This is a genomic window from Pseudomonas mangiferae (assembly GCF_007109405.1).
Classification (GTDB): Bacteria; Pseudomonadota; Gammaproteobacteria; order Pseudomonadales; family Pseudomonadaceae; genus Pseudomonas_T; species Pseudomonas_T mangiferae.
The window spans coordinates 204460-221763 of sequence record NZ_VJOY01000006.1; the positions used below are offsets into that span (position 1 = coordinate 204460).

19 protein-coding genes are annotated in these 17304 nt (G+C 66.5%); 10 read left to right on the top strand and 9 right to left on the bottom strand.

Annotation, left to right across the window (positions count from 1 at the left end; all coding sequences use genetic code 11):
• Positions 1–18 precede the first annotated feature (18 nt).
• Positions 19–453: a DoxX family protein gene (locus FM069_RS10410; protein WP_143488233.1), complete on the top strand. Its 435-nt coding sequence runs from the start codon at positions 19–21 to the stop codon at positions 451–453.
• Positions 454–490: 37 nt separating this feature from the next.
• On the opposite strand, the gene FM069_RS10415 is transcribed toward FM069_RS10410, so the two are convergent.
• Together FM069_RS10415 and FM069_RS10420 are read right to left on the bottom strand one after the other, a co-directional pair.
• Complete coding sequence (locus tag FM069_RS10415) at positions 491–1531, bottom strand: lipase secretion chaperone (RefSeq protein ID WP_143488234.1); 1041 nt, start codon at positions 1529–1531, stop codon at positions 491–493.
• 48 nt (positions 1532–1579) lie between these two features.
• A complete protein-coding gene (locus FM069_RS10420; protein WP_143488235.1) occupies positions 1580–2527 on the bottom strand; it encodes a triacylglycerol lipase in 948 nt (315 codons plus the stop codon).
• A 550-nt stretch (positions 2528–3077) separates the two neighbouring features.
• On the opposite strand from FM069_RS10420, the gene FM069_RS10425 reads away from it, so the two are divergent.
• Entirely contained in the window at positions 3078–3386 is a 309-nt protein-coding gene (locus tag FM069_RS10425) for a class I SAM-dependent methyltransferase (RefSeq protein ID WP_143488236.1), read from the top strand.
• A 15-nt stretch (positions 3387–3401) separates the two neighbouring features.
• Here the strand turns inward: FM069_RS10425 and greB are convergent, their stop codons facing one another.
• The 3 genes from greB to FM069_RS10440 are packed head-to-tail and all read right to left on the bottom strand — an operon-like array spanning position 3402 to position 7121.
• Positions 3402–3899 (bottom strand): transcription elongation factor GreB, encoded by a 498-nt coding sequence (gene greB, locus FM069_RS10430; protein ID WP_143488237.1) that lies wholly within the window; start codon positions 3897–3899, stop codon positions 3402–3404.
• A gap of 34 nt (positions 3900–3933) precedes the next feature.
• Positions 3934–6438 (bottom strand): ABC transporter permease, encoded by a 2505-nt coding sequence (locus FM069_RS10435; RefSeq protein WP_143488238.1) that lies wholly within the window; start codon positions 6436–6438, stop codon positions 3934–3936.
• Complete coding sequence (locus tag FM069_RS10440; protein ID WP_143488239.1) at positions 6435–7121, bottom strand: ABC transporter ATP-binding protein; 687 nt, start codon at positions 7119–7121, stop codon at positions 6435–6437. Before FM069_RS10440 ends, FM069_RS10435 begins: the two co-directional genes overlap by 4 nt.
• Before the next feature lie 10 nt (positions 7122–7131).
• On the opposite strand from FM069_RS10440, the gene FM069_RS10445 reads away from it, so the two are divergent.
• The 3 genes from FM069_RS10445 to FM069_RS10455 all read left to right on the top strand — a co-directional run bounded on the left by FM069_RS10445 (position 7132) and on the right by FM069_RS10455 (position 9216).
• The gene (locus FM069_RS10445) at positions 7132–7740 is read left to right on the top strand and encodes an arylesterase (RefSeq protein WP_143488240.1); all 609 of its coding nucleotides are present in this window, start codon (positions 7132–7134) and stop codon (positions 7738–7740) included.
• Positions 7741–7892: 152 nt separating this feature from the next.
• Positions 7893–8174: a hypothetical protein gene (locus FM069_RS10450; RefSeq protein ID WP_143488241.1), complete on the top strand. Its 282-nt coding sequence runs from the start codon at positions 7893–7895 to the stop codon at positions 8172–8174.
• Positions 8175–8244: 70 nt separating this feature from the next.
• Positions 8245–9216: a L,D-transpeptidase family protein gene (locus FM069_RS10455; RefSeq protein WP_143488242.1), complete on the top strand. Its 972-nt coding sequence runs from the start codon at positions 8245–8247 to the stop codon at positions 9214–9216.
• Between the two features lie 62 nt (positions 9217–9278).
• On the opposite strand, the gene oprI is transcribed toward FM069_RS10455, so the two are convergent.
• Positions 9279–9530, bottom strand: a complete 252-nt coding sequence (gene oprI, locus FM069_RS10460; RefSeq protein ID WP_143488243.1) for an outer membrane lipoprotei OprI — start codon at positions 9528–9530, stop codon at positions 9279–9281.
• A gap of 342 nt (positions 9531–9872) precedes the next feature.
• Here oprI and FM069_RS10465 point away from each other — a divergent pair, with 342 nt between their 5' ends.
• Complete coding sequence (locus FM069_RS10465) at positions 9873–11141, top strand: hypothetical protein (RefSeq protein WP_143488244.1); 1269 nt, start codon at positions 9873–9875, stop codon at positions 11139–11141.
• 17 nt (positions 11142–11158) lie between these two features.
• Positions 11159–11443 carry a GNAT family N-acetyltransferase gene (locus FM069_RS10470; protein WP_143488245.1) on the top strand — a complete coding sequence of 95 codons (285 nt, stop codon included), beginning with the start codon at positions 11159–11161 and terminating at the stop codon, positions 11441–11443.
• Positions 11444–11507: 64 nt separating this feature from the next.
• On the opposite strand, the gene FM069_RS10475 is transcribed toward FM069_RS10470, so the two are convergent.
• Positions 11508–12584, bottom strand: coding sequence for a 3-deoxy-7-phosphoheptulonate synthase (locus FM069_RS10475; protein ID WP_143488246.1), 1077 nt, complete (start codon positions 12582–12584; stop codon positions 11508–11510).
• Between the two features lie 224 nt (positions 12585–12808).
• Here FM069_RS10475 and FM069_RS10480 point away from each other — a divergent pair, with 224 nt between their 5' ends.
• The 3 genes from FM069_RS10480 (at position 12809) to cysB (ending at position 14941) form a co-directional block, all read left to right on the top strand.
• Positions 12809–13174 carry a thioredoxin family protein gene (locus FM069_RS10480; RefSeq protein WP_143488247.1) on the top strand — a complete coding sequence of 122 codons (366 nt, stop codon included), beginning with the start codon at positions 12809–12811 and terminating at the stop codon, positions 13172–13174.
• Between the two features lie 180 nt (positions 13175–13354).
• Positions 13355–13855 carry a universal stress protein gene (locus FM069_RS10485; protein WP_143488248.1) on the top strand — a complete coding sequence of 167 codons (501 nt, stop codon included), beginning with the start codon at positions 13355–13357 and terminating at the stop codon, positions 13853–13855.
• Between the two features lie 111 nt (positions 13856–13966).
• A complete protein-coding gene (gene cysB / locus FM069_RS10490; protein WP_143488249.1) occupies positions 13967–14941 on the top strand; it encodes an HTH-type transcriptional regulator CysB in 975 nt (324 codons plus the stop codon).
• Positions 14942–14954: 13 nt separating this feature from the next.
• Here cysB and FM069_RS10495 read toward each other — a convergent pair whose 3' ends face one another.
• Positions 14955–15689 carry a phosphoadenylyl-sulfate reductase gene (locus FM069_RS10495; protein ID WP_143488250.1) on the bottom strand — a complete coding sequence of 245 codons (735 nt, stop codon included), beginning with the start codon at positions 15687–15689 and terminating at the stop codon, positions 14955–14957.
• A 134-nt stretch (positions 15690–15823) separates the two neighbouring features.
• Positions 15824–17167 carry an aminodeoxychorismate synthase component I gene (pabB, locus tag FM069_RS10500; RefSeq protein ID WP_143488251.1) on the bottom strand — a complete coding sequence of 448 codons (1344 nt, stop codon included), beginning with the start codon at positions 17165–17167 and terminating at the stop codon, positions 15824–15826.
• Between the last annotated feature and the right edge of the window lie 137 nt (positions 17168–17304).

Consider the following 17304-nt stretch of genomic DNA (forward strand, 5'->3'; position numbering starts at 1 on the left):
CTTATCAGGAGCTGCGCCATGACCTTCACCCTTCGTTCCCTGTTCGCCACCCGCGCCGGTTTCGGCATTGCCTTGCTGCGTATCGTCACCGGGCTGACCTTCATGGCCCACGGTTCCCAGAAACTGTTCGGCCTGTTCGGCGGCTACGGACTGGCCGGCACCGGCCAGTGGATGGAGTCCATCGGCCTGCATCCGGGCTACCTGATGGCGCTGCTCGCCGGCAGCGCGGAATTCTTCGGCGGATTGGCTCTGGTGGTGGGCCTGCTGGTCAGGCCCGCGGCGGTGGCGCTGATCGTCGCCATGCTGGTGGCCATCGCCAGCGTGCACTGGGCGGCCGGCTTCTTCATCACCGAGGGCGGCTTCGAGTACGCCATGATCCTGATGCTGATCGCCGCCACCTTGCTGGTGGAAGGCGCCGGTCCGCTGTCCCTGGATCGTCGCCTGGCCCGTTGAGCCAGTGGAACGGCCGGCCCAGGCGCCGGCCTCGTCCTCACGGTTTTCTCGCCGCCGCCCGGGCCTCGGCCAGTTCTTCGGCGGCGTCCAGCCGCAGGCGCTCCCGCGTGTCGAAGCGCTCTTCCGCCAGTCGCTGAATGGCCGCCTGCTTGTCCGCTTCGCTCAGGCCCCGCGTGGTCTGGATGGCGCGCTTTTCCTGCTGGTACTGCTGCAGGCGCCCCTGCCAGGCGGCGCGCTGGTGGTCCAGGCTCTCCAGGCGCTGCGTGGCCTCGGCACCGACGATCTGCAGGCGTGCCTGGCGCACGCTTTCCGCGGAGGCTCCTTCCGCCCGCAGGCGATCGGTCTCCGCCTGCAGCTCGCTGTGGAGCTGGGTCAGCACCACGTCCCGCAGGTTTTCCGGAAGGGCGTCCCGCAGCCGGTCGATGGCCGCGGCCTTGGCGGCGTCGTCCAGGCCCGGTGCCTGGCGGATCGCCAGCCGCTCCAGGGTGAAGCCGTTGTAGGCTTCTTCGTCGGCGAAGAACGCCTGGTGCGTCTCCGCGCTGAACAGCCGGGCGCGCAGTGCATGGACCGCTGTTTCCCGCTGGCGCAGGGTGTCCAGGTCGGGCCGTTGCGGCCAGTCCTGTTCCAGGCGCACCAGCTCGCGCTTGTAGTCCAGGTATTGGTTCAACAGCGCCAGGGCCTGGTCTCGGGCCGGGGCGCCCAATTGCGCGGCGATGTAGGCGCGCAGGCGGGTCAGGCTGCGGGCCAGGGGCTCCTCGCCCAGGGTGCTGAGGAAGTAATCGAAGAGGTGGCGGATTTCCTCGCCGATCACCAGGTTGCCGGCGGCGTCCACGCGGAAGTGGCCATCCACCTCGGTGCCGTCGAAGGAACGGGGCAGGGCGGAGGTGGCCGTCTTTGCCGGGGTCGATGCGGCGACCGGTTCGCCCCGTGGCGGCGTCGAGGCCTCCGGGGCCGGGGTCTTCTGGATGGAAGGCGGAGCCCGGCGCGCCAGGTTGGGGGCGTCGGCCGACGGCAGGTTCAGCGGCACCACAAGGCTGATGCCGAACACCAGCGGAAGGAGAAGCAACAGTTTCTTCACGGTTTCATCCCTGCAAGCACACCGGGGCCCGAAGGCCCCGGTGAACGGTCAAAGCCCCTCGTTCTTCAGGCGGTTGGCGTGTTGCCGGTAGACGCTGACCGGATCGGTCTCGAACAGGCTGGTGAGGCCGAAGGTCTGGTTGACCTCGTCGAGGTGGTTCATCCGGTAATCGTCGCGGATCACCTTGCCCATATGGGAACTACAGCGACCCACCAGACCGTCGTTGGCCTCCTTGAAAGTCAGGGAGGTGGCGCCCAGCAGGATGTCGCTGGGGTCCAGCAGGTTGGTCAGCGGGCTGGTGCCGCCCCAGGAGTAGTAGCGCACGCCATTCACCTGGTAGGCACCCTCGCCACAGGCGCTGGCGGGAATACCCTGGGGATACTTGGCGTTGAAAGCCGCAGCGCCGACGCTGTTGAGGGATTCCAGCGAGCCCAGGGCGTTCTGCGGGGTGGTGGTGCGGCTGCCGGAGAGGAAATTGATCAGCGCGCCGAGGCCATTGGTGATGCCGGCCAGGATCGCTTCACCGGCGGAATCCTTGGGTACCTTGCGCAGGAAGTCGGCGGTGGCCGAGCCCTTGTGGGGCGAGCCGACGCTGGTCACCGAGGCCACCAGGTCCGGGCGGATCGCCGCCAGGTAACGGATGGTCGGCCCCCCGTGGCTGTGGCCGATCAGGTTGACCTTGCCTTTGCCGCTGATGGCGGCGATCTCTTCCACCTGCTCCAGCAGTTCCTCTCCCCGGGCCTCGGAGGTGTTCAGCTGGCTGACGTGAGTGACGTAGACCGTGGCGCCGTCCTTGCGAAGCGCCGAAGGTATGCCATACCAGTAATCGATCCCCAGGATATTGTCGAAGCCCAGCATGCCGTGGGTGAGAACGATCGGGTACTTGGTCTGGGTGTAGCCGGACGAAGCCGACAGGGCAGTTTGAGGGATACCGGAGGCCGTAATGCCGAGGCCTGCTCCGATCAGGAGCGCGAGCAAATTCCTGTTTTTTTTCATGGCACTCTCGTTCTGGTTGGTTATGGAGCGTCCTTGCACGATGCCGCGGCGTCCTGGCTACGGACATCGAGGGTCACGGCGCAGAAAGCGTGCCAAACGCCGTCCCCCTTGAAGGGACGGCTCTGGGATGGGGTTTACGAAGTCGATCGCAGGAGAAAGGGATGAATCCGGGACGTTCGTTTTGTTACGGGGCGAAACGAGAGGGTGTGACCGACTGCCGCCTACGGGAACGTTTCGCGACGCTGGACGTGGTTACGGTTCCACGTCTGGCAGCCGCGCGAGCAGCGCCCGGGCCGGGAGGCCCAACGAAAGGAGGGGGTAAAGCCGCCGGAGCGACCGACGTTCCATTGACAGCGCGAGACGAGCCGGTGGATGGCGCCTTGACAGCACCGCGCCGGCTTTTTAGGATTTCCGCCATGCGCCGATTTAGACAGCTACTTGCGGGGCGCCTGGACCCTCTGGCGAGGATCCGAAATACCGCTAAAGCGCTGGTTCGGTGTCGCCTCTCACCGCTGCCCAGCGGGATTCTCGAGGCGGAAGCATGACCACCATGAACGCTCCCCAACCCTTCATCCGACTGGCCCCGATCACTTCCGGGCTGATCCAGCGCAATCCGCGCATCCTGCTCGGCGGCAATCACCAGCCCACCCTGCTGCGCTACCTGGATGGCTGGCCTAAGCGCTGGGCCGGGCCCCGCACCTTCCTCATCCAGTTCGTCCGCGAGGAGCAGTCGCTGGCACGCTTCGCCGACGACAGCTTCGACTTCGCCGTACTGCCCGCGCCGCCTGCCCACGGGCTCGAAGCGAGCATCGCGGAACTGGTGCGGGTCGCGCGCCAGGGGCTGATCGTCCGGCGGTAAGCGCCAAGCGTGGGGTCAGGGGTAGTCGATCTGCACCACGTACCAGCATTTCTCGCCGGTGGGCGTGGCGACCCTGACCTCGGCGTCCAGCGCCTTGCCCACCAGGGCGCGTGCCAGGGGCGAGTCGATGCTGATGAGGTTCTGCTTCAGGTCCAGCTCATCGGGGCCGACGATGCGGTAGCGGGCTTCCTGTCCCCCCTCGTCCTCCAGCGTGACCCAGGCGCCGAAATACACCTTGTTCGGATCGCTGGGGCGCTCGCTGACCGCCTTGAGCTTCTCCAGGCGCTTGGTGAGGAAGCGAACCCGGCTGTCGATCTCCCGCAGCATCTTCTTGCCGTAGATGTATTCGGCGTTTTCCGAGCGGTCGCCCAGGGCCGCGGCCTCGCTCACCGCCTGGGTCACCTGGGGCCGCCTGACGTGCCACAGCTCATGCAGCTCGGCGCGCAGGCGGGCTTCGCCTTCCGGGGTGATCAGGGGCGTTCCGGCGGTGCGGGGCGGGCGATAGCGACTCATGGCGATCCTGCGGGACGAAGGAGCGCGAAGCCTATCAGGCTTCGCGCAGCACCGTCAGCGGGCTGGCGGTGAGGGCGCGGCGGGTGCCGAACAGCCCGGCAGCCATCACCAGGGCGGCCCCCAGCACCGGTAGCAGCAACAGCCAGGGATGGGGCCGCCAATGCAGGTCGAAGGCGTAGGTATAGAGCAGGCTGCTCACCACCTCGCAGCCCAGGGCCGCCAGTACGCCGCTGGAGGCGCCCAGCAGGGCGAACTCGGCGCTGCGGGCACGCAATAGCAAGCGTCGCTCCGCGCCCAGCGCCCGCAGCAGGGCGCCCTGGCGAATGCGCTCGTCCAAGGTCGCCTGCAGGCCGGCGAACAGCACGGCCAGGCCTGCGGCCAGCACGAACAGCAGCACGAACTCCACCGCCAGGGTCACCTGGGCGAGGATGTCGCGCACCTGGGCGAGGATCGCCTCCACCTGCAGCAGGGTGACCGCGGGAAACGCCCGGGACAGCTCCACCAGCTCCCGGTCGTGACCGGGTGGCAGGTAGAAGCTGGTCATGTAGGTAGTGGGCAGGTCGGCCAGCGTGCCCGGCTGGAAGATCATGAAGAAGTTGGGCTGGAAGTTGTCCCAGTTCACCTCCCGCAGGCTGGTCACCCGGACGTCACGGGTCATGCCTGCGATGTTGAAGGTCAAGCGGTCGCCCAGGGCCAGCCCCAGGTTTTCCGCGAGCCCCGATTCCACCGAGACCCCCGGCAGCTCGCCCGGCCGGACATCCGACCACCAGTCGCCCGCCACCAGGCGGTTCTCTGCCGGCAAGTCCGCCGCCCAGGTCAGGCTGAGGTCGCGCTGGGTGGCTCGCTCGCCGCGGCTGTCCTTGCTGACCCGGGCCTTGACCGGTTCGTCATTGATCTGCACCAGGCGCCCGGGGATCACCGGGTAGAGCGGCGCGTGACGGGGCGACAACGCGGCGACCCGTGCCTCGAAGGCATCCTTCTCCGCCGGCAGCACGTTGAGCACGAACTGGTTCGGCGCGTCGGCCGGCAGGCGTTCGCGCCAGCTGTCCAGCAATTCGCCGCGCAGCAGCGCGATCAGCGCCATGGCCAGCAGGATCAGGCCGAAGGCCAGGGACTGGCCGGCGGCCGCCAGGGGATGGCGGAGCAACTGGCCGAGACCCAGCCGCCAGGGCAGCGCCGAGCGCGCCATGAGCCGGCGTAGGCTGCGCAGTCCCAGTAATAACAGGCCGCCCAGGAGCAGGCTGGCCGCCAGGCCGCCACCCAGCAGCGCCAGGGTCAGGCGCAGGTCGAGGCTCAGTCGCCACATGATCAGGCCGAGGGCCAGCAGCGCGGCGCCGTAGACGGCCCAGGACGCCAGGGGCACCGGCAGCAGGTCGCGGCGCAACACCCGCAGGGGTGGAACGCGGCCAAGGGCGGCCAGGGTCGGCAGGGCGAACCCCGCCAGGGCCACGAGGCCGGTGGCGATGCCGGCCAGGGCCGGCTTCAGGCCACCGCCGGGTACGCCCATGGGCAGCAGGTCGCCCAGCAGGACGAAGAGAGCGCTCTGGGCGAGCCAGCCAGCGAGGGCACCCACCAGGCTCGCCAGCAGGCCGATCAGGGTCAGCTGCAGGCCGAACAGGCCCAGGGCCTCGCGGCGGGACAGGCCCAGGCATCGCAGCAGGGCGCTGGCATCGAAGCGGCGGCTGGCGAAGCGGTTGGCCGACAGCGCCACCGCCACGCCCGCCAGCAGGATCGCCGCGAGGCTGGCCAGGTTCAGGTAACGCTCGGCACGCCCCAGGGCTCCGCCGATCTGCCGGTTGCCGCTGCGGGCATCCTCCAGGCGCTGGTTCGGTGCGAGACCGGGCTTCACAGCCTGTCCATAGCGACCCAGCGCGTCCGCTGGTCCGCTCCAGAAATCCAGGTAGCGCACCCGGCTACCGGGCTGTACCACCTTGGTGGCCTGCAGGTCGGCCAGGTTCATCAGAACGCGCGGGGTAAGGCTGTAGAAATCGCCGGCGCGGTCCGGTTCGAAGGTGAGCACGCGGCTCAGGCGCAGCGACTTCATGCCCACGTCGATGCTGTCGCCGATCTTCAGGTCCAGGGCGGTCAGCAGGCGCGCCTCGACCCAGGCCTCGCCCGGCGCCGGTCCGCCACCAATGTGCTCTTCACCGAGAGGCTGCAAGGCACTGCGCAACGTGCCACGCAGGGGGTAGGGGTCATCCACCGCCTTGACGCTGCTCAACTGGATGCCGCCATCGCCCGCGATGACGCTGGAGAACTCCACCCCCTGGGCATGGCGAAGACCAAGGCGGGTGCCACGTTCCAGCTGCTCGGGGGTGGCGGGGGTGGAGCCGCTGAGGAGCAGGTCGGCGCCGAGGAATTCCGTCGCACGCAGCAGCATGGCGCCGTTGAGCCGGGCTCCGAAATAGCCGATGGCGGTGCTGGCCGCCACCGCGATCAGCAGGGCGAAGAACAGCACGCGCAGCTCGCCGGCACGGGCATCGCGCAGCAGTTGGCGCAGTGCCAGGCGCAGCAGGCGAGGAAGGGAAAGAGGACTCATGGCGCGTTCGTGGACGCCACCAGGCGGCCGCCTTCCAGGCGGATCAGCCGATGGCAGCGTTGGGCCAGGCGCTCGTCATGGGTCACCAGGACGAGCGTGGTGCCGCGCTCACGGTTCAGCTGGAACAGCAGGTCGCTGATGCGCTCGCCGGTCTGGCTGTCCAGGTTGCCGGTGGGCTCGTCGGCGAACAGCACGTCGGGCTCCGCGGCGAAGGCTCGGGCGATGGCGACCCGCTGCTGTTCGCCGCCGGACAGTTGCCGCGGGGTGTGGTGCAGGCGCTGGCCGAGGCCGACCCGCTGCAGCAGGTCGACGGCACGCTCCCGGGCGTCGTGGCGGCCGTCCAGTTCCAGGGGCAGCATGACGTTTTCCAGGGCGTCCAGGTTGTCCAGCAACTGGAAGGCCTGGAAGACGAAGCCCACGTGTTCCGCGCGGACGCGGGCGCGGCGGTCCTCGTCGAGGGTTTCCAGGGCATGGCCGGCCAATTGGACACCCCCGGTGCTGGGCAGGTCGAGGCCGGCCAGCAGGCCGAGCAGCGTGGACTTGCCGGAGCCGGAGCGGCCGACGATGGCCAGGCTATCGCCGGCGGCGAGTTCGAAGGAGAGGTCGTGGAGGATGGCCAGTTCGCCTTCCGTGCTGGTGACCACTTTGCTAAGGTTCCGCGCAACAAGCATGCTCGCGCCCATGGAGAATCCAATGCGTAAGGGGTTGATGCGGAGCTGCCTGCTGGCGCTGGTGGTATTCGCCCAGCAGGCAACGGCGGGGACCGTTCTGGTCGTCGGCGATAGTATCAGCGCGGCTTTGGGGCTGGATACCAGCCAGGGCTGGGTCTCGTTGCTGGATCGCAGGCTGCAGAAAGAAGGCAAACCACAGACCGTGGTGAACGCCTCCATCAGTGGCGACACCAGTGCGGGCGGGCTCTCGCGGCTGCCCACGCTGCTCACGCAGCACCGTCCGGACTTGGTGATCGTGGAGCTGGGCGGCAACGATGGGCTGCGGGGACAACCCCCCGCGCAATTGCAACGAAATCTTGCCGCGATGATCGAGGCGTCCCAGGCGAGTGGGGCGAAGGTGCTGTTGCTGGGCATGCGCCTGCCGCCCAACTACGGGGCGCGCTATGTGCGGGAGTTCGCCCAGGTTTACCAGGACCTGGCCGAGGAGAAGAAGGTGGCGCTGGTGCCGTTCTTCCTCGATGGCGTTGGCGGCGTGCCCGGGATGATGCAGCCGGACGGCATTCACCCGGCGGCCAGCGCCCAGGACACGCTGCTGGAGAATGTCTGGCCGACCCTGAAGCCGCTCCTGTAATAAAGGGAGGGGCCCGGCCCTTGTGTGGGTTGGCCTGTATTGCGGGTTCGTCCGCTCTGGCAGGGGACTTTCCCTGGCGCCATTCGGTACGGCCGAGGCTTTTCCGGGCAGGCGCTTTCGGCTAAGGTTGCGCGCCTTCCCCGGAGCCCCCCATGCCACGTCCCGCCTGGTCCTTGTTTGGTTACTGCTTGATCGAGCCGGACGAGCAACTGGATCTGTTCGCCTGCCGCGAGGTCCGCTTGCATCTCGTGGCGCGTCAGCTGGAGCTGGGCAGCCATGCCGACCGTACCCTGTGCCGCGGCCTGCTGCCGGCGCGCCCGTTGTGGCGAACCCTGCAGGCCGACGCCTTGCGCGATCCACGCCTGTGCCCCGACTGCCTGAAGGTGTTGCAGGCGCAGCGGCGTGGCCAGCACCCGGACTGGCCCGCCCGCTGACTTCCCCGGCGCTTGCGGCGCCAGTGTACAATCCCGAGCTTTCCGATTAGCCACTCCCAAGGATTCCCGGATGTTGCCGCGCTTGTCCGCCGTCACCCGTTGCCTGTCCATTGCCATGCTGCTCGGCGGCGGTTCCGCCGCCGCCCTGGAATTTCCCCTCCCACCTCCCGGGGAAGACATCATCGGCCAGGTGCAGGTGGTGAAGGCGAAGTACGAGGATACGTTCGCCGACATCGGCACGGCCAACGACCTGGGTTACCTGGAGATGGTGGCCGCCAACCCGGGCATCGATCCCTGGCTGCCGGGGGAGGGCGCCGAGATCGTCCTACCCACCCGCTACATCCTGCCCCCGGGCCCACGCGAGGGGATCGTCATCAACCTGGCGGAGTACCGGCTGTATTACTACCCGAAAGGGCAGAACACCGTGTACACCTACCCGCTCGGCATCGGCCGCGAGGGCTGGGGCTCGCCCATCAGCGCCACCACCATCACCGGCAAGACCAGCAACCCGGCCTGGTACCCGCCCGAGTCGATCCGCGAGGAACACGCGGCCGATGGCGACCCGCTGCCCACCATCGTCCCGCCCGGGCCGGACAACCCGCTGGGCCCGTTCAAGTTCACCCTGGGGCTTCCGGGGTACCTGATCCACGGTTCCAACAAGAAGTTCGGCATTGGCATGCGGGTCAGCCACGGCTGCTTCCGCATGCTGAACAACAACGTTTTGGCGCTGGCGGCCATGGCGCCCGTGGGGACCCCGGTGCGCATCGTCAACATGCCGTACAAGTTCGGCATGAGCGGCGGGAGGATCTACCTGGAAGCCCACGCGCCGCTGAATGACGAAGGCGAGCCGTCCACCGTGGTGGACAAGCATGCGGTAGTGGTCAATGCCCTGCTCAATCGCCAGGATCTGGGCGCCAACCCGCAGCTCAACTGGGAGGTCATCCGCGACGTGGTGGCGGCGGAAGACGGTTTGCCGGTGGACATCGGCGAGCCCAGCGTTCCCGGCGAGCAGGCGGACCTCGCGGCTCCGCTGGAGCCCTGAGCACTGAATCGCAGGCAATAAAAAGCCGACCCGTGGGGTCGGCTTGATAGCCTTGTGGGCTATTACTTGCGGCTGGCTTTTTCCAGCATGCGCAGTGCGCGCTCGTTAGCCTCGTCAGCGGTCTGCTGGGCTTTCTGAGCGGCGGACAGCGCTTCTTCGGCCTTGCGATAGGCTTCATCGGCACGTGCCTGGGCGCGAGCAGCAGCGTCTTCGGTAGCGGTCAGACGAGCTTCGGTTTCCTTGGAGGCGCTGCTGCAACCGGTAGCCAGAACAGCGGCCAGGGCCAGAGCCGAGAATTTCAGAACGTTGTTCATCGTGTTCCCCTTAAAGGTGGACTTTTCCATAAAAGCCATTTCCCGGGCCTGGGAAATAGCGGCCTACATACTACCCGTAACCGGTAGCAAGTAAACTCGCCGAACGCACCAGAAAGCTTTTTTTTCTGATTTGCCCGTTACTTGCGAAAACTAGGACAACGGCTTGCGCAAAAAATGTCCGTTCCTTTGTAATCGCTTGCTTATTGAGCGCTTTCAATCCAACGGGACATTCCTAGGGAAGTTTGGTTTCACCTATAATCGCGCGCTCATATGAGCGGGTTCGACACCACTGTCTTTCTCGACGCTTTTTCCGCAGTAAGTGTTAAGAAGGATGCCTGGTCCATGGCGAAGTTGCTCAAGTGGGGCGCGCTGGCGGTACTCGCGATCGCGCTGCTCATCAAGTTATCGCTCTGGTTGTCGGTGCGCTCGATCATGGATGATGCCATCGCGCGGCTTTCGCCTCTGATGGATGTTACATACACCGGAGTAACCTCCTCCTTCGAAGGGCGCGTGGGGCTCGAGCAGCTCACCATCCGGGTCCCGATGATGGGCGATACTCTGGTGGTCAACCATGCCGAACTGAAGTTCAACGGCCTTGGCGAGTTGCTCCGCTTCAAGGAAAGCCTCGGCCGGGGTGAACTGCCGAAGCAGTTGGCACTTTCCCTGAAAGGCCTGACGCTGCAAGTGCACGGGCCTTTCATGCAGCAATTTTACAGCCAGCCGGCGCAACGCAGCCTGTTGACCGCCATGAGCGACGTGGCCTGCGGCGACGTGCGCACCATCGGGACGGTGCAACTGCTGGAGATGGGCTATCGCACCCTCGAATCCGATGTGGAGCTGGCCTATCGGTTTCTTCCGGGGACCAAGCAGTTGCTGCTGGACCTGCGTACCGACACACGCGACATGGGCGAAATGCGGGTGGCGCTGGAACTGGCCAACACCTCGGACAAGCCGGGCGACATGGCCGCCAATCCGCCGCGCCTGGCCCACGTCACTTTCGAGCTCAACGACAACCAGTACCAGCGCAAGGTACAGGCCTACTGCGCCGGCAAGCTGGGGCAGAGCCCACAAGTCTACCTGCAGACCGCGATCCAGCATTTCGACCAAGTGGTGCGCAGCCAGCAGGTGGCGCTGGACGACTCCCTGCTGCAGGCCTATGCGCGCTACCTGGAAGACCCGCAGTCCCTGCGCCTGGAACTGACCCCCAGCGAGACCATGCCGTGGGGCGGCCTGAATTTCTACGATCCGCAGGATGTGGTGAGGATGCTCAACCCCAGCGTGGCGGTGAACGGGAAGGCGGTGGAGCCCATCGCGTTCGCCTGGGCCGGCGCACCCGCCGGCAAGCAATACGGGGCAACGGAACGGATCACCGCGGGACCGCAAGCCGAAGAGGTGCGTGTCTCGCCGCGCTACGAGTTCGTCAAAGCGGACGATTTGCCGCAATATGCCGGCAAGCGCTTGCAGTTCCTGACGTACGATGGGGTCTATTACCAGGGCATCCTGCGCAAGATCCAGAACGGCAAGGTGTACATCAGTGTCCAAGTCGGCACGGGGACGGCGGAAATGAATCTCCGCCTGAATAAGATCAACAAGGTAAGGGTCATGCTGTAGGCCCGTAAGGAGAGATGATGAGCGAGACATTGTCCATTCACCATGACCAGGCAGGTCATCAGTTCGAAACCACCGTGGACGGTTATCGCGCTTATCTGTCCTATATGGACCTGGGCAAGCAGACCCTGGACATTTACCGGACCTTCGTACCCAACGAACTGCGCGGGCGCGGTATCGCCGCCGCCCTCACCGAGACCGCCCTCGACTACGCCGAACGCCTCGGCTACACGGTGATTCCTTCCTGCTCCTATGTGGAGCGCTACCTGGAGCGGCGCGACGGGCAGGCCAAGGGCAGCGACTGATTCATATATCGACCGAAGACATGAAAACGCCGGGCTCTGCCCGGCGTTTTCATGTTGGGACGGCTCAGCCGCGCTGGCGGCGAGGCAGCACGTCCTTGAGCTTGGCGTGCATGCTGCGCAGCGTCTTCTCGGTGGTTTCCCAGTCGATGCAGGCATCGGTGATGGACACGCCGTACTTCAGGGCCTTCAGGTCCTTGGGAATCGACTGGCTGCCCCAGCCCAGGTGGCTCTCCACCATCAGGCCGACGATGGAGCCGTTGCCTTCGAGGATCTGGTTGGCGACGTTGTCCATCACAAGGGGCTGCAGGGCCGGGTCCTTGTTGGAGTTGGCGTGGCTGCAGTCCACCATGACGTTCAGCGGAATCTTCGCCTTGTTCAGCTCCTGCTCGCAGATCGCCACGCTCACCGAGTCGTAGTTGGGCTTGCCGTTGCCACCGCGCAGCACCACGTGGCCATAGGGGTTGCCCTTGGTGGTGACGATGGAGACGCCGCCTTCCTGGTTGATGCCGAGGAAGCGGTGGGGGCTGGACACCGACTGCAAGGCGTTGATGGCCACCGTCAGGCTGCCGTCGGTGCCGTTCTTGAAACCGACCGCGGAGGACAGGCCCGAGGCCATTTCGCGGTGGGTCTGGGATTCGGTGGTGCGTGCGCCGATGGCGGACCAGCTGATCAGGTCCTGAAGATACTGGGGCGAGATCGGGTCGAGGGCTTCGGTGGCAGTGGGCAGGCCCATTTCCGCCAGGTCGCGGAGCAGTTGGCGACCGATGTGCAGGCCGTCCTGAATCTTGAAGGAGTCGTCCAGGTACGGGTCGTTGATCAGCCCCTTCCAGCCGACCGTGGTGCGCGGCTTCTCGAAGTACACCCGCATGACCAGGAACAGGCTGTCCGACACCTCTGCCGCCAGGGCCTTCAGGCGCGCCGCGTAGTCGTGGGCGGCCTCGATGTCGTGGATGGAGCAGGGGCCGACCACGATGAACAGGCGGTGATCCTTGCCATCCAGGATGTCGCGGATCACCTGGCGCCCGTTCGCCACGGTCTGCAGCGCGGTAGCCGTCAGGGGAATCTCGCGCTTCAGCTGCGCCGGCGTGATCAGGGTGTCGTTGGAGGCAACGTTAAGGTCGTCGATCGGTAAATCAGCCATCGTGTACTCATCAGGTCGCGTGCCGGCCGCCTGCCAAACCCGTGCAGCGGAGGGGCATCTAAGAAGGCGCAACGGGAGCCGAACCTTAGCGCGATCCGGGAGTCGCCGACAATGGCGAAGGGCCGTTATTCCGCACCACCGGTGCCTCCCGGCTTGCCCGGGTGTCCACTGCGGGCTACCGTCACCCGCCTTTCGATCCACCCCATACGTTGCAGACCAGACCCATGCCTTCAGGCCGTCCCCATCGCCCGCTGCTTGACGCCGTCGCCCTCGACGATTTCGGCGCGGACCGCTACCTGCTGGACGCCCCGGGCGCCACGCTGCTGGTCTTCACCACGCCCGGCTGCGCCGCGTGCCGCTGGGCCCGCCAGAGCCTGCCGGGGATGGCGCTGCCGGTGCAGCGTATCGCCTGGGTGGATGCCGGGGATAACGGAGGCCTGGTGGCGCGCTACGAGGTGATGCGCCTGCCGGCTTTCTTCCTGGTATGCGGCGGCGCCTTCCTCGGAGCCTTAGAGCCCATGGTGCGCGAGGCGGACCTCATCGACGCGGTACGGACCGCCCTGGGGCGCCCGGTGGAAGAACTGCCCTGATCGGTCCGGGCTGCAGGGCGGGCGGACGTATCCGCGGCCCCGTCCAGATGGCCGCTTTCGTTGATCCAGATCGCTTCACCGCCGTCTTTACCGTTTCGTTGCACTGACGTCCCTCGACGGTCTTTCCCGCAGAACCTAAGCTTTGACGAGGCCCGCCAGCCAGGCAGTCGAGGAGGCCGAATGATCCGTTCGATTCTTTATGCCACCGACCTGGGACTCTATGCCCCCTATGTTCTGCAGCATGCCCTGAATCTCACCCGTACCTTCAATGCGGAGCTCTACGTGGTGCACGCGGTGGAACCCATGGGCCTGTTCGCCGAGTCGGTGCTGCAGACTTACCTGGACGAGGCGACGCTCAAGGAGCTGCGCAGTACCGGCCTCTCCACGGTGATGGCGAGCATCGAGCAACGGGTGCTGGAGGGCTTTCGCGACGAGCTGGGCGAAACCCAGCAGGACTACGACCTGATCCGCGCCGTGCGGGTGCTGCAGGGCGACCCGGCCCACGTGATCCTGGAAGAGGTGCAGAAGCTCGCGGTGGACTTGGTGGTGGTGGGCAGCCACAGCCATGGCACGCCGCTGGAGACCCCGCTGGGGCGTACGGCCGCGCGCCTGGTGCAGCTGTCGGAAGTGCCGGTCTACCTGGTGCCGATGCTGCAGCATCGCAGCCGGGGTGACTTCTGAGGATCGCCGGATTACAGGTTGGAACAAAAAAGGTCTAGCTTTCAGATAAAACCATTAATATGGTTATAAATGTCGCCCGGCATCACAGGCGCAGTCACCTGAGAGGTACCCATGAAGCTCCAGCAATTGCGCTATATCTGGGAAGTCGCGCATCACGATCTCAATGTCTCGGCCACGGCGCAGAGCCTCTACACCTCGCAACCGGGCATCAGCAAACAGATCCGCCTGCTGGAGGACGAGCTGGGCGTCGAGGTCTTCGCCCGCAGCGGCAAGCACCTGACCCGGGTCACTCCCGCTGGCGAGCGGATCATCACCACCGCGGGGGAAATCCTGCGCAAGGTGGAAAGCATCAAGCAGATCGCCCAGGAGTTCTCCAACGAGAAGAAGGGCACCCTGTCCATCGCCACCACCCACACCCAGGCCCGCTATGCGTTGCCCGGCGTGATCAGCAGTTTCATCAAGCAGTACCCGGACGTGTCCCTGCACATGCACCAGGGTACGCCGACCCAGATCGCCGAGATGGCCGCCGATGGCACCGTCGACTTCGCCATCGCCACCGAAGGGCTCGAGCTGTTCGGCGACCTGATCATGATGCCCTGCTACCGCTGGAACCGCTGCGTGATCGTCCCCCATGGCCATCCGCTGACCAAGATGGGCCGGCTGACCCTGGAAGCCCTGGCGGAAAACCCCATCGTCACCTACGTGTTCGGCTTCACCGGGCGCTCCAAGCTGGACGAGGCGTTCAGCCAGCGCGGGCTGGTACCGAGGGTGGTATTCACCGCCGCCGATGCGGACGTGATCAAGACATACGTCCGGCTCGGCCTGGGCGTGGGCATCGTCGCCCACATGGCGGTGGACGAGAAGCTGGACGACGACCTGGTGGCGCTGGATGCCAGCCACCTGTTCGAGCCCAGCGTGACCAAGATCGGCTTCCGCCGCGGCACCTTCCTGCGGGGCTTCATGTGCGATTTCATCGAGAAGTTCGCACCGCACCTGAACCGCGACGTCCTGGCCAAGGCCGTGCAGTGCCACAACAAGGCCGAGCTGGAGGCCCTGTTCGAGGGCGCCGAACTGCCGGTCTACTGATCGGCAACCGGCTTCAGGCCTTCACGATCAGGTTGCCGGCGTGGAGGCCGCATTCCTTCTGCGTGGCCTCCTCCCACCACCAGCGACCCTCCCGCTCGTGCTGGTTGGGCAGCACCGGTCGGGTGCAGGGCTCGCAGCCGATGCTGATGAACCCGCGCTCGTGGAGGCTGTTGTAGGGCAGCTCCAGCATGCGGATGTAGGCCCAGACTTCGGCGCTGGTCATGTTCGCCAGAGGGTTGAACTTGTACAGCGGGCGCTCCGGCGTGGAAAACGCGCCGTCGATCTCCAGCACCGCCACCTGGCTGCGGGTGCCGGGGCTCTGGTCCCGGCGCTGGCCGGTGGCCCAGGCCTTCACCCCGGACAGCTTGCGCCGCAGGGGCTCGATCTTGCGGATGCCGCAGCACTCGCCATGGCCGTCCCGGTAAAAGCTGAACAGGCCCTTTTCCCTGACCATGGGCTCCAGCAGCCGCGGGTCCGGCGAGAGAATCTCGATGGGGATGCCGTAGTGCTCGCGGACCTGCTCGATGAAGCGGTAGGTCTCGGGATGCAGGCGCCCGGTGTCCAGGCTGAAGACCTTCACCTGCCGGTTCAGCTTCCAGGCCATGTCCACCAGCACCACGTCTTCCGCGCCGCTGAAGGACAACCACAGCTCGTCGCCGAACTGGGCGAAGGCCAGCTTGAGGACATCCTGGGGGGACTTGGTGGCGTACTCCGCCGCCAGCGCGGCGACGTCGAAGGGGGGATTCATCAGGTGGCTACCTCGGTCGATGGCGCTTGGCGCGCTCTAAGGCCGCGATGGTAACAAACCGTCCATCGCCCCCTTAAATAACCAAGCGGCGACGAAACTCGTCCATTTGGCATAAGCCAGGATTGGTGGAGGGTTCAGAGGGCCTGCAGCGTCTCCAGCAGCACCCGGACCTTGGTCACGGACTCCTGGTGCTCCGCCTCCCATCGGGAGTCCGCGACGATGCCGCCACCGCCCCAGCAGGTCACGGCGCCATCCTTCACCAGCAGGCTGCGGATGGCGATGGAGCTGTCCAATTCGCCCCGCACGTCGAGGTACAGCAGCGAACCGCAGTAGGGTCCGCGGCGGGTCGGCTCCAGCTCATCGATGATCTGCATGGCGCGGATTTTCGGCGCGCCGGTGATGGAGCCGCCAGGGAATGCCCCGGCCAGCAGGTCCAGGGCATCCTTGCCGTCCGCCAGGTGGCCGGTGACGCTGCTGACCAGGTGATGGACGTTGGGATAGCTCTCCAGGGCGAACAGCTCAGGGACCCTCACCGAGCCGGGGGCGCAGCTGCGGCCCAGGTCGTTGCGCAGCAGGTCGACGATCATCAGGTTTTCCGCCCGGTCCTTGGGGCTGGCCAGCAGGTCCGCGGCCTGGGCCTGGTCGTCCCCAGGGGTCAGGCCCCGGGGGCGCGTCCCCTTGATCGGCCGGGTCTCCACGGCCCGCTCCCGGACGCTCAGGAAGCGTTCGGGCGACAGGCTCAGCAGGGCGTCGCCATGCTCCAGCGCCAGGTAGCCGGCGAACGGCGTCGGGCAGGTGCGCCGCAGGGCCTGGTAGGCGATCCACGGGTCGCCGCTGCACGGCGCCCGAAAGCGCTGGGCGAAATTCACCTGGTAGCAATCCCCCGCCTGGATATAGGCCTGGATGCGCTGGATCGCCCGGCGGTAGGCCTCGGGGTCGGTTTCGGCCACGAAGGGGGCGTCGAGGCGGAAGGTCGCAGCGGGTGTCGCTGCGGGCCGATCGAACAGCGCCACCAGGCGACGCCGCTCCGCGTCCGACAGGCCGGGGTGGAACACCAGCTGGCTGGTGCCGCACTGGTGGTCGGTAACCATCGCCCAGGCATAGAGGCCGAGCCGGGCGTCTTCGAGGGCGAGATCGTCCCGTGCGAGGGTAGGAAGCCGCTCCAGGCGACGGCCGAAGTCGTAGGCCAGGTAACCCATCAGGCCGCCGGCGAAGGGCAGTTCGACCCCTTCCGGCAACGTCGCCGGGCCGAGGGTGGCCAAGGCCGTCCGCAGGCGCCTGAGGAAGGCGGCGCCGCTTTCCTCTCGCTGTGGAACCAGCGTCTGCGAGGGCCAGGCGCTGAACAGGTCGAAGCGGCCGCGCTGCGCCTCGGGCCGCCCCGAATCCAGCAGCACCGCCCCCACCGCGTCGCGGAGCAGGGCGAAGCGCTCACCGGGGTCGGCATGGTAGGGCAGGGGGTGGAGCTGGCAGGTCGGCATCGAAACGGTGTCGGAACGGCGGCCGGCGATTGTAGACCGTGTGACTCCGTTCATCCTAGAGCCGGAAAAGCCGGGTTTACTCCGCACAGGTGCGCTGACTAGTATGGAAAGGCTTTGCGGGAGTGCCTTAGCACAAG

Bases quoted from the DNA above. Each gene is read 5' to 3' on its own strand.
- greB (WP_143488237.1), bottom strand. From the start codon at position 3,899: ATGAGTCGCTATCGCCCGCCCCGCACCGCCGGAACGCCCCTGATCACC.
- FM069_RS10480 (WP_143488247.1), top strand. From the start codon at position 12,809: ATGCCTTCAGGCCGTCCCCATCGCCCGCTGCTTGACGCCGTCGCCCTC.
- pabB (WP_143488251.1), bottom strand. From the start codon at position 17,167: ATGCCGACCTGCCAGCTCCACCCCCTGCCCTACCATGCCGACCCCGGT.
- FM069_RS10495 (WP_143488250.1), bottom strand. From the start codon at position 15,689: ATGAATCCCCCCTTCGACGTCGCCGCGCTGGCGGCGGAGTACGCCACC.
- FM069_RS10420 (WP_143488235.1), bottom strand. From the start codon at position 2,527: ATGAAAAAAAACAGGAATTTGCTCGCGCTCCTGATCGGAGCAGGCCTC.
- FM069_RS10445 (WP_143488240.1), top strand. From the start codon at position 7,132: ATGCGTAAGGGGTTGATGCGGAGCTGCCTGCTGGCGCTGGTGGTATTC.
- FM069_RS10440 (WP_143488239.1), bottom strand. From the start codon at position 7,121: ATGGGCGCGAGCATGCTTGTTGCGCGGAACCTTAGCAAAGTGGTCACC.
- FM069_RS10465 (WP_143488244.1), top strand. From the start codon at position 9,873: ATGGCGAAGTTGCTCAAGTGGGGCGCGCTGGCGGTACTCGCGATCGCG.
- FM069_RS10410 (WP_143488233.1), top strand. From the start codon at position 19: ATGACCTTCACCCTTCGTTCCCTGTTCGCCACCCGCGCCGGTTTCGGC.
- FM069_RS10485 (WP_143488248.1), top strand. From the start codon at position 13,355: ATGATCCGTTCGATTCTTTATGCCACCGACCTGGGACTCTATGCCCCC.
- FM069_RS10455 (WP_143488242.1), top strand. From the start codon at position 8,245: ATGTTGCCGCGCTTGTCCGCCGTCACCCGTTGCCTGTCCATTGCCATG.
- FM069_RS10470 (WP_143488245.1), top strand. From the start codon at position 11,159: ATGAGCGAGACATTGTCCATTCACCATGACCAGGCAGGTCATCAGTTC.
- FM069_RS10475 (WP_143488246.1), bottom strand. From the start codon at position 12,584: ATGGCTGATTTACCGATCGACGACCTTAACGTTGCCTCCAACGACACC.
- FM069_RS10435 (WP_143488238.1), bottom strand. From the start codon at position 6,438: ATGAGTCCTCTTTCCCTTCCTCGCCTGCTGCGCCTGGCACTGCGCCAA.
- cysB (WP_143488249.1), top strand. From the start codon at position 13,967: ATGAAGCTCCAGCAATTGCGCTATATCTGGGAAGTCGCGCATCACGAT.
- FM069_RS10425 (WP_143488236.1), top strand. From the start codon at position 3,078: ATGAACGCTCCCCAACCCTTCATCCGACTGGCCCCGATCACTTCCGGG.
- oprI (WP_143488243.1), bottom strand. From the start codon at position 9,530: ATGAACAACGTTCTGAAATTCTCGGCTCTGGCCCTGGCCGCTGTTCTG.
- FM069_RS10450 (WP_143488241.1), top strand. From the start codon at position 7,893: ATGCCACGTCCCGCCTGGTCCTTGTTTGGTTACTGCTTGATCGAGCCG.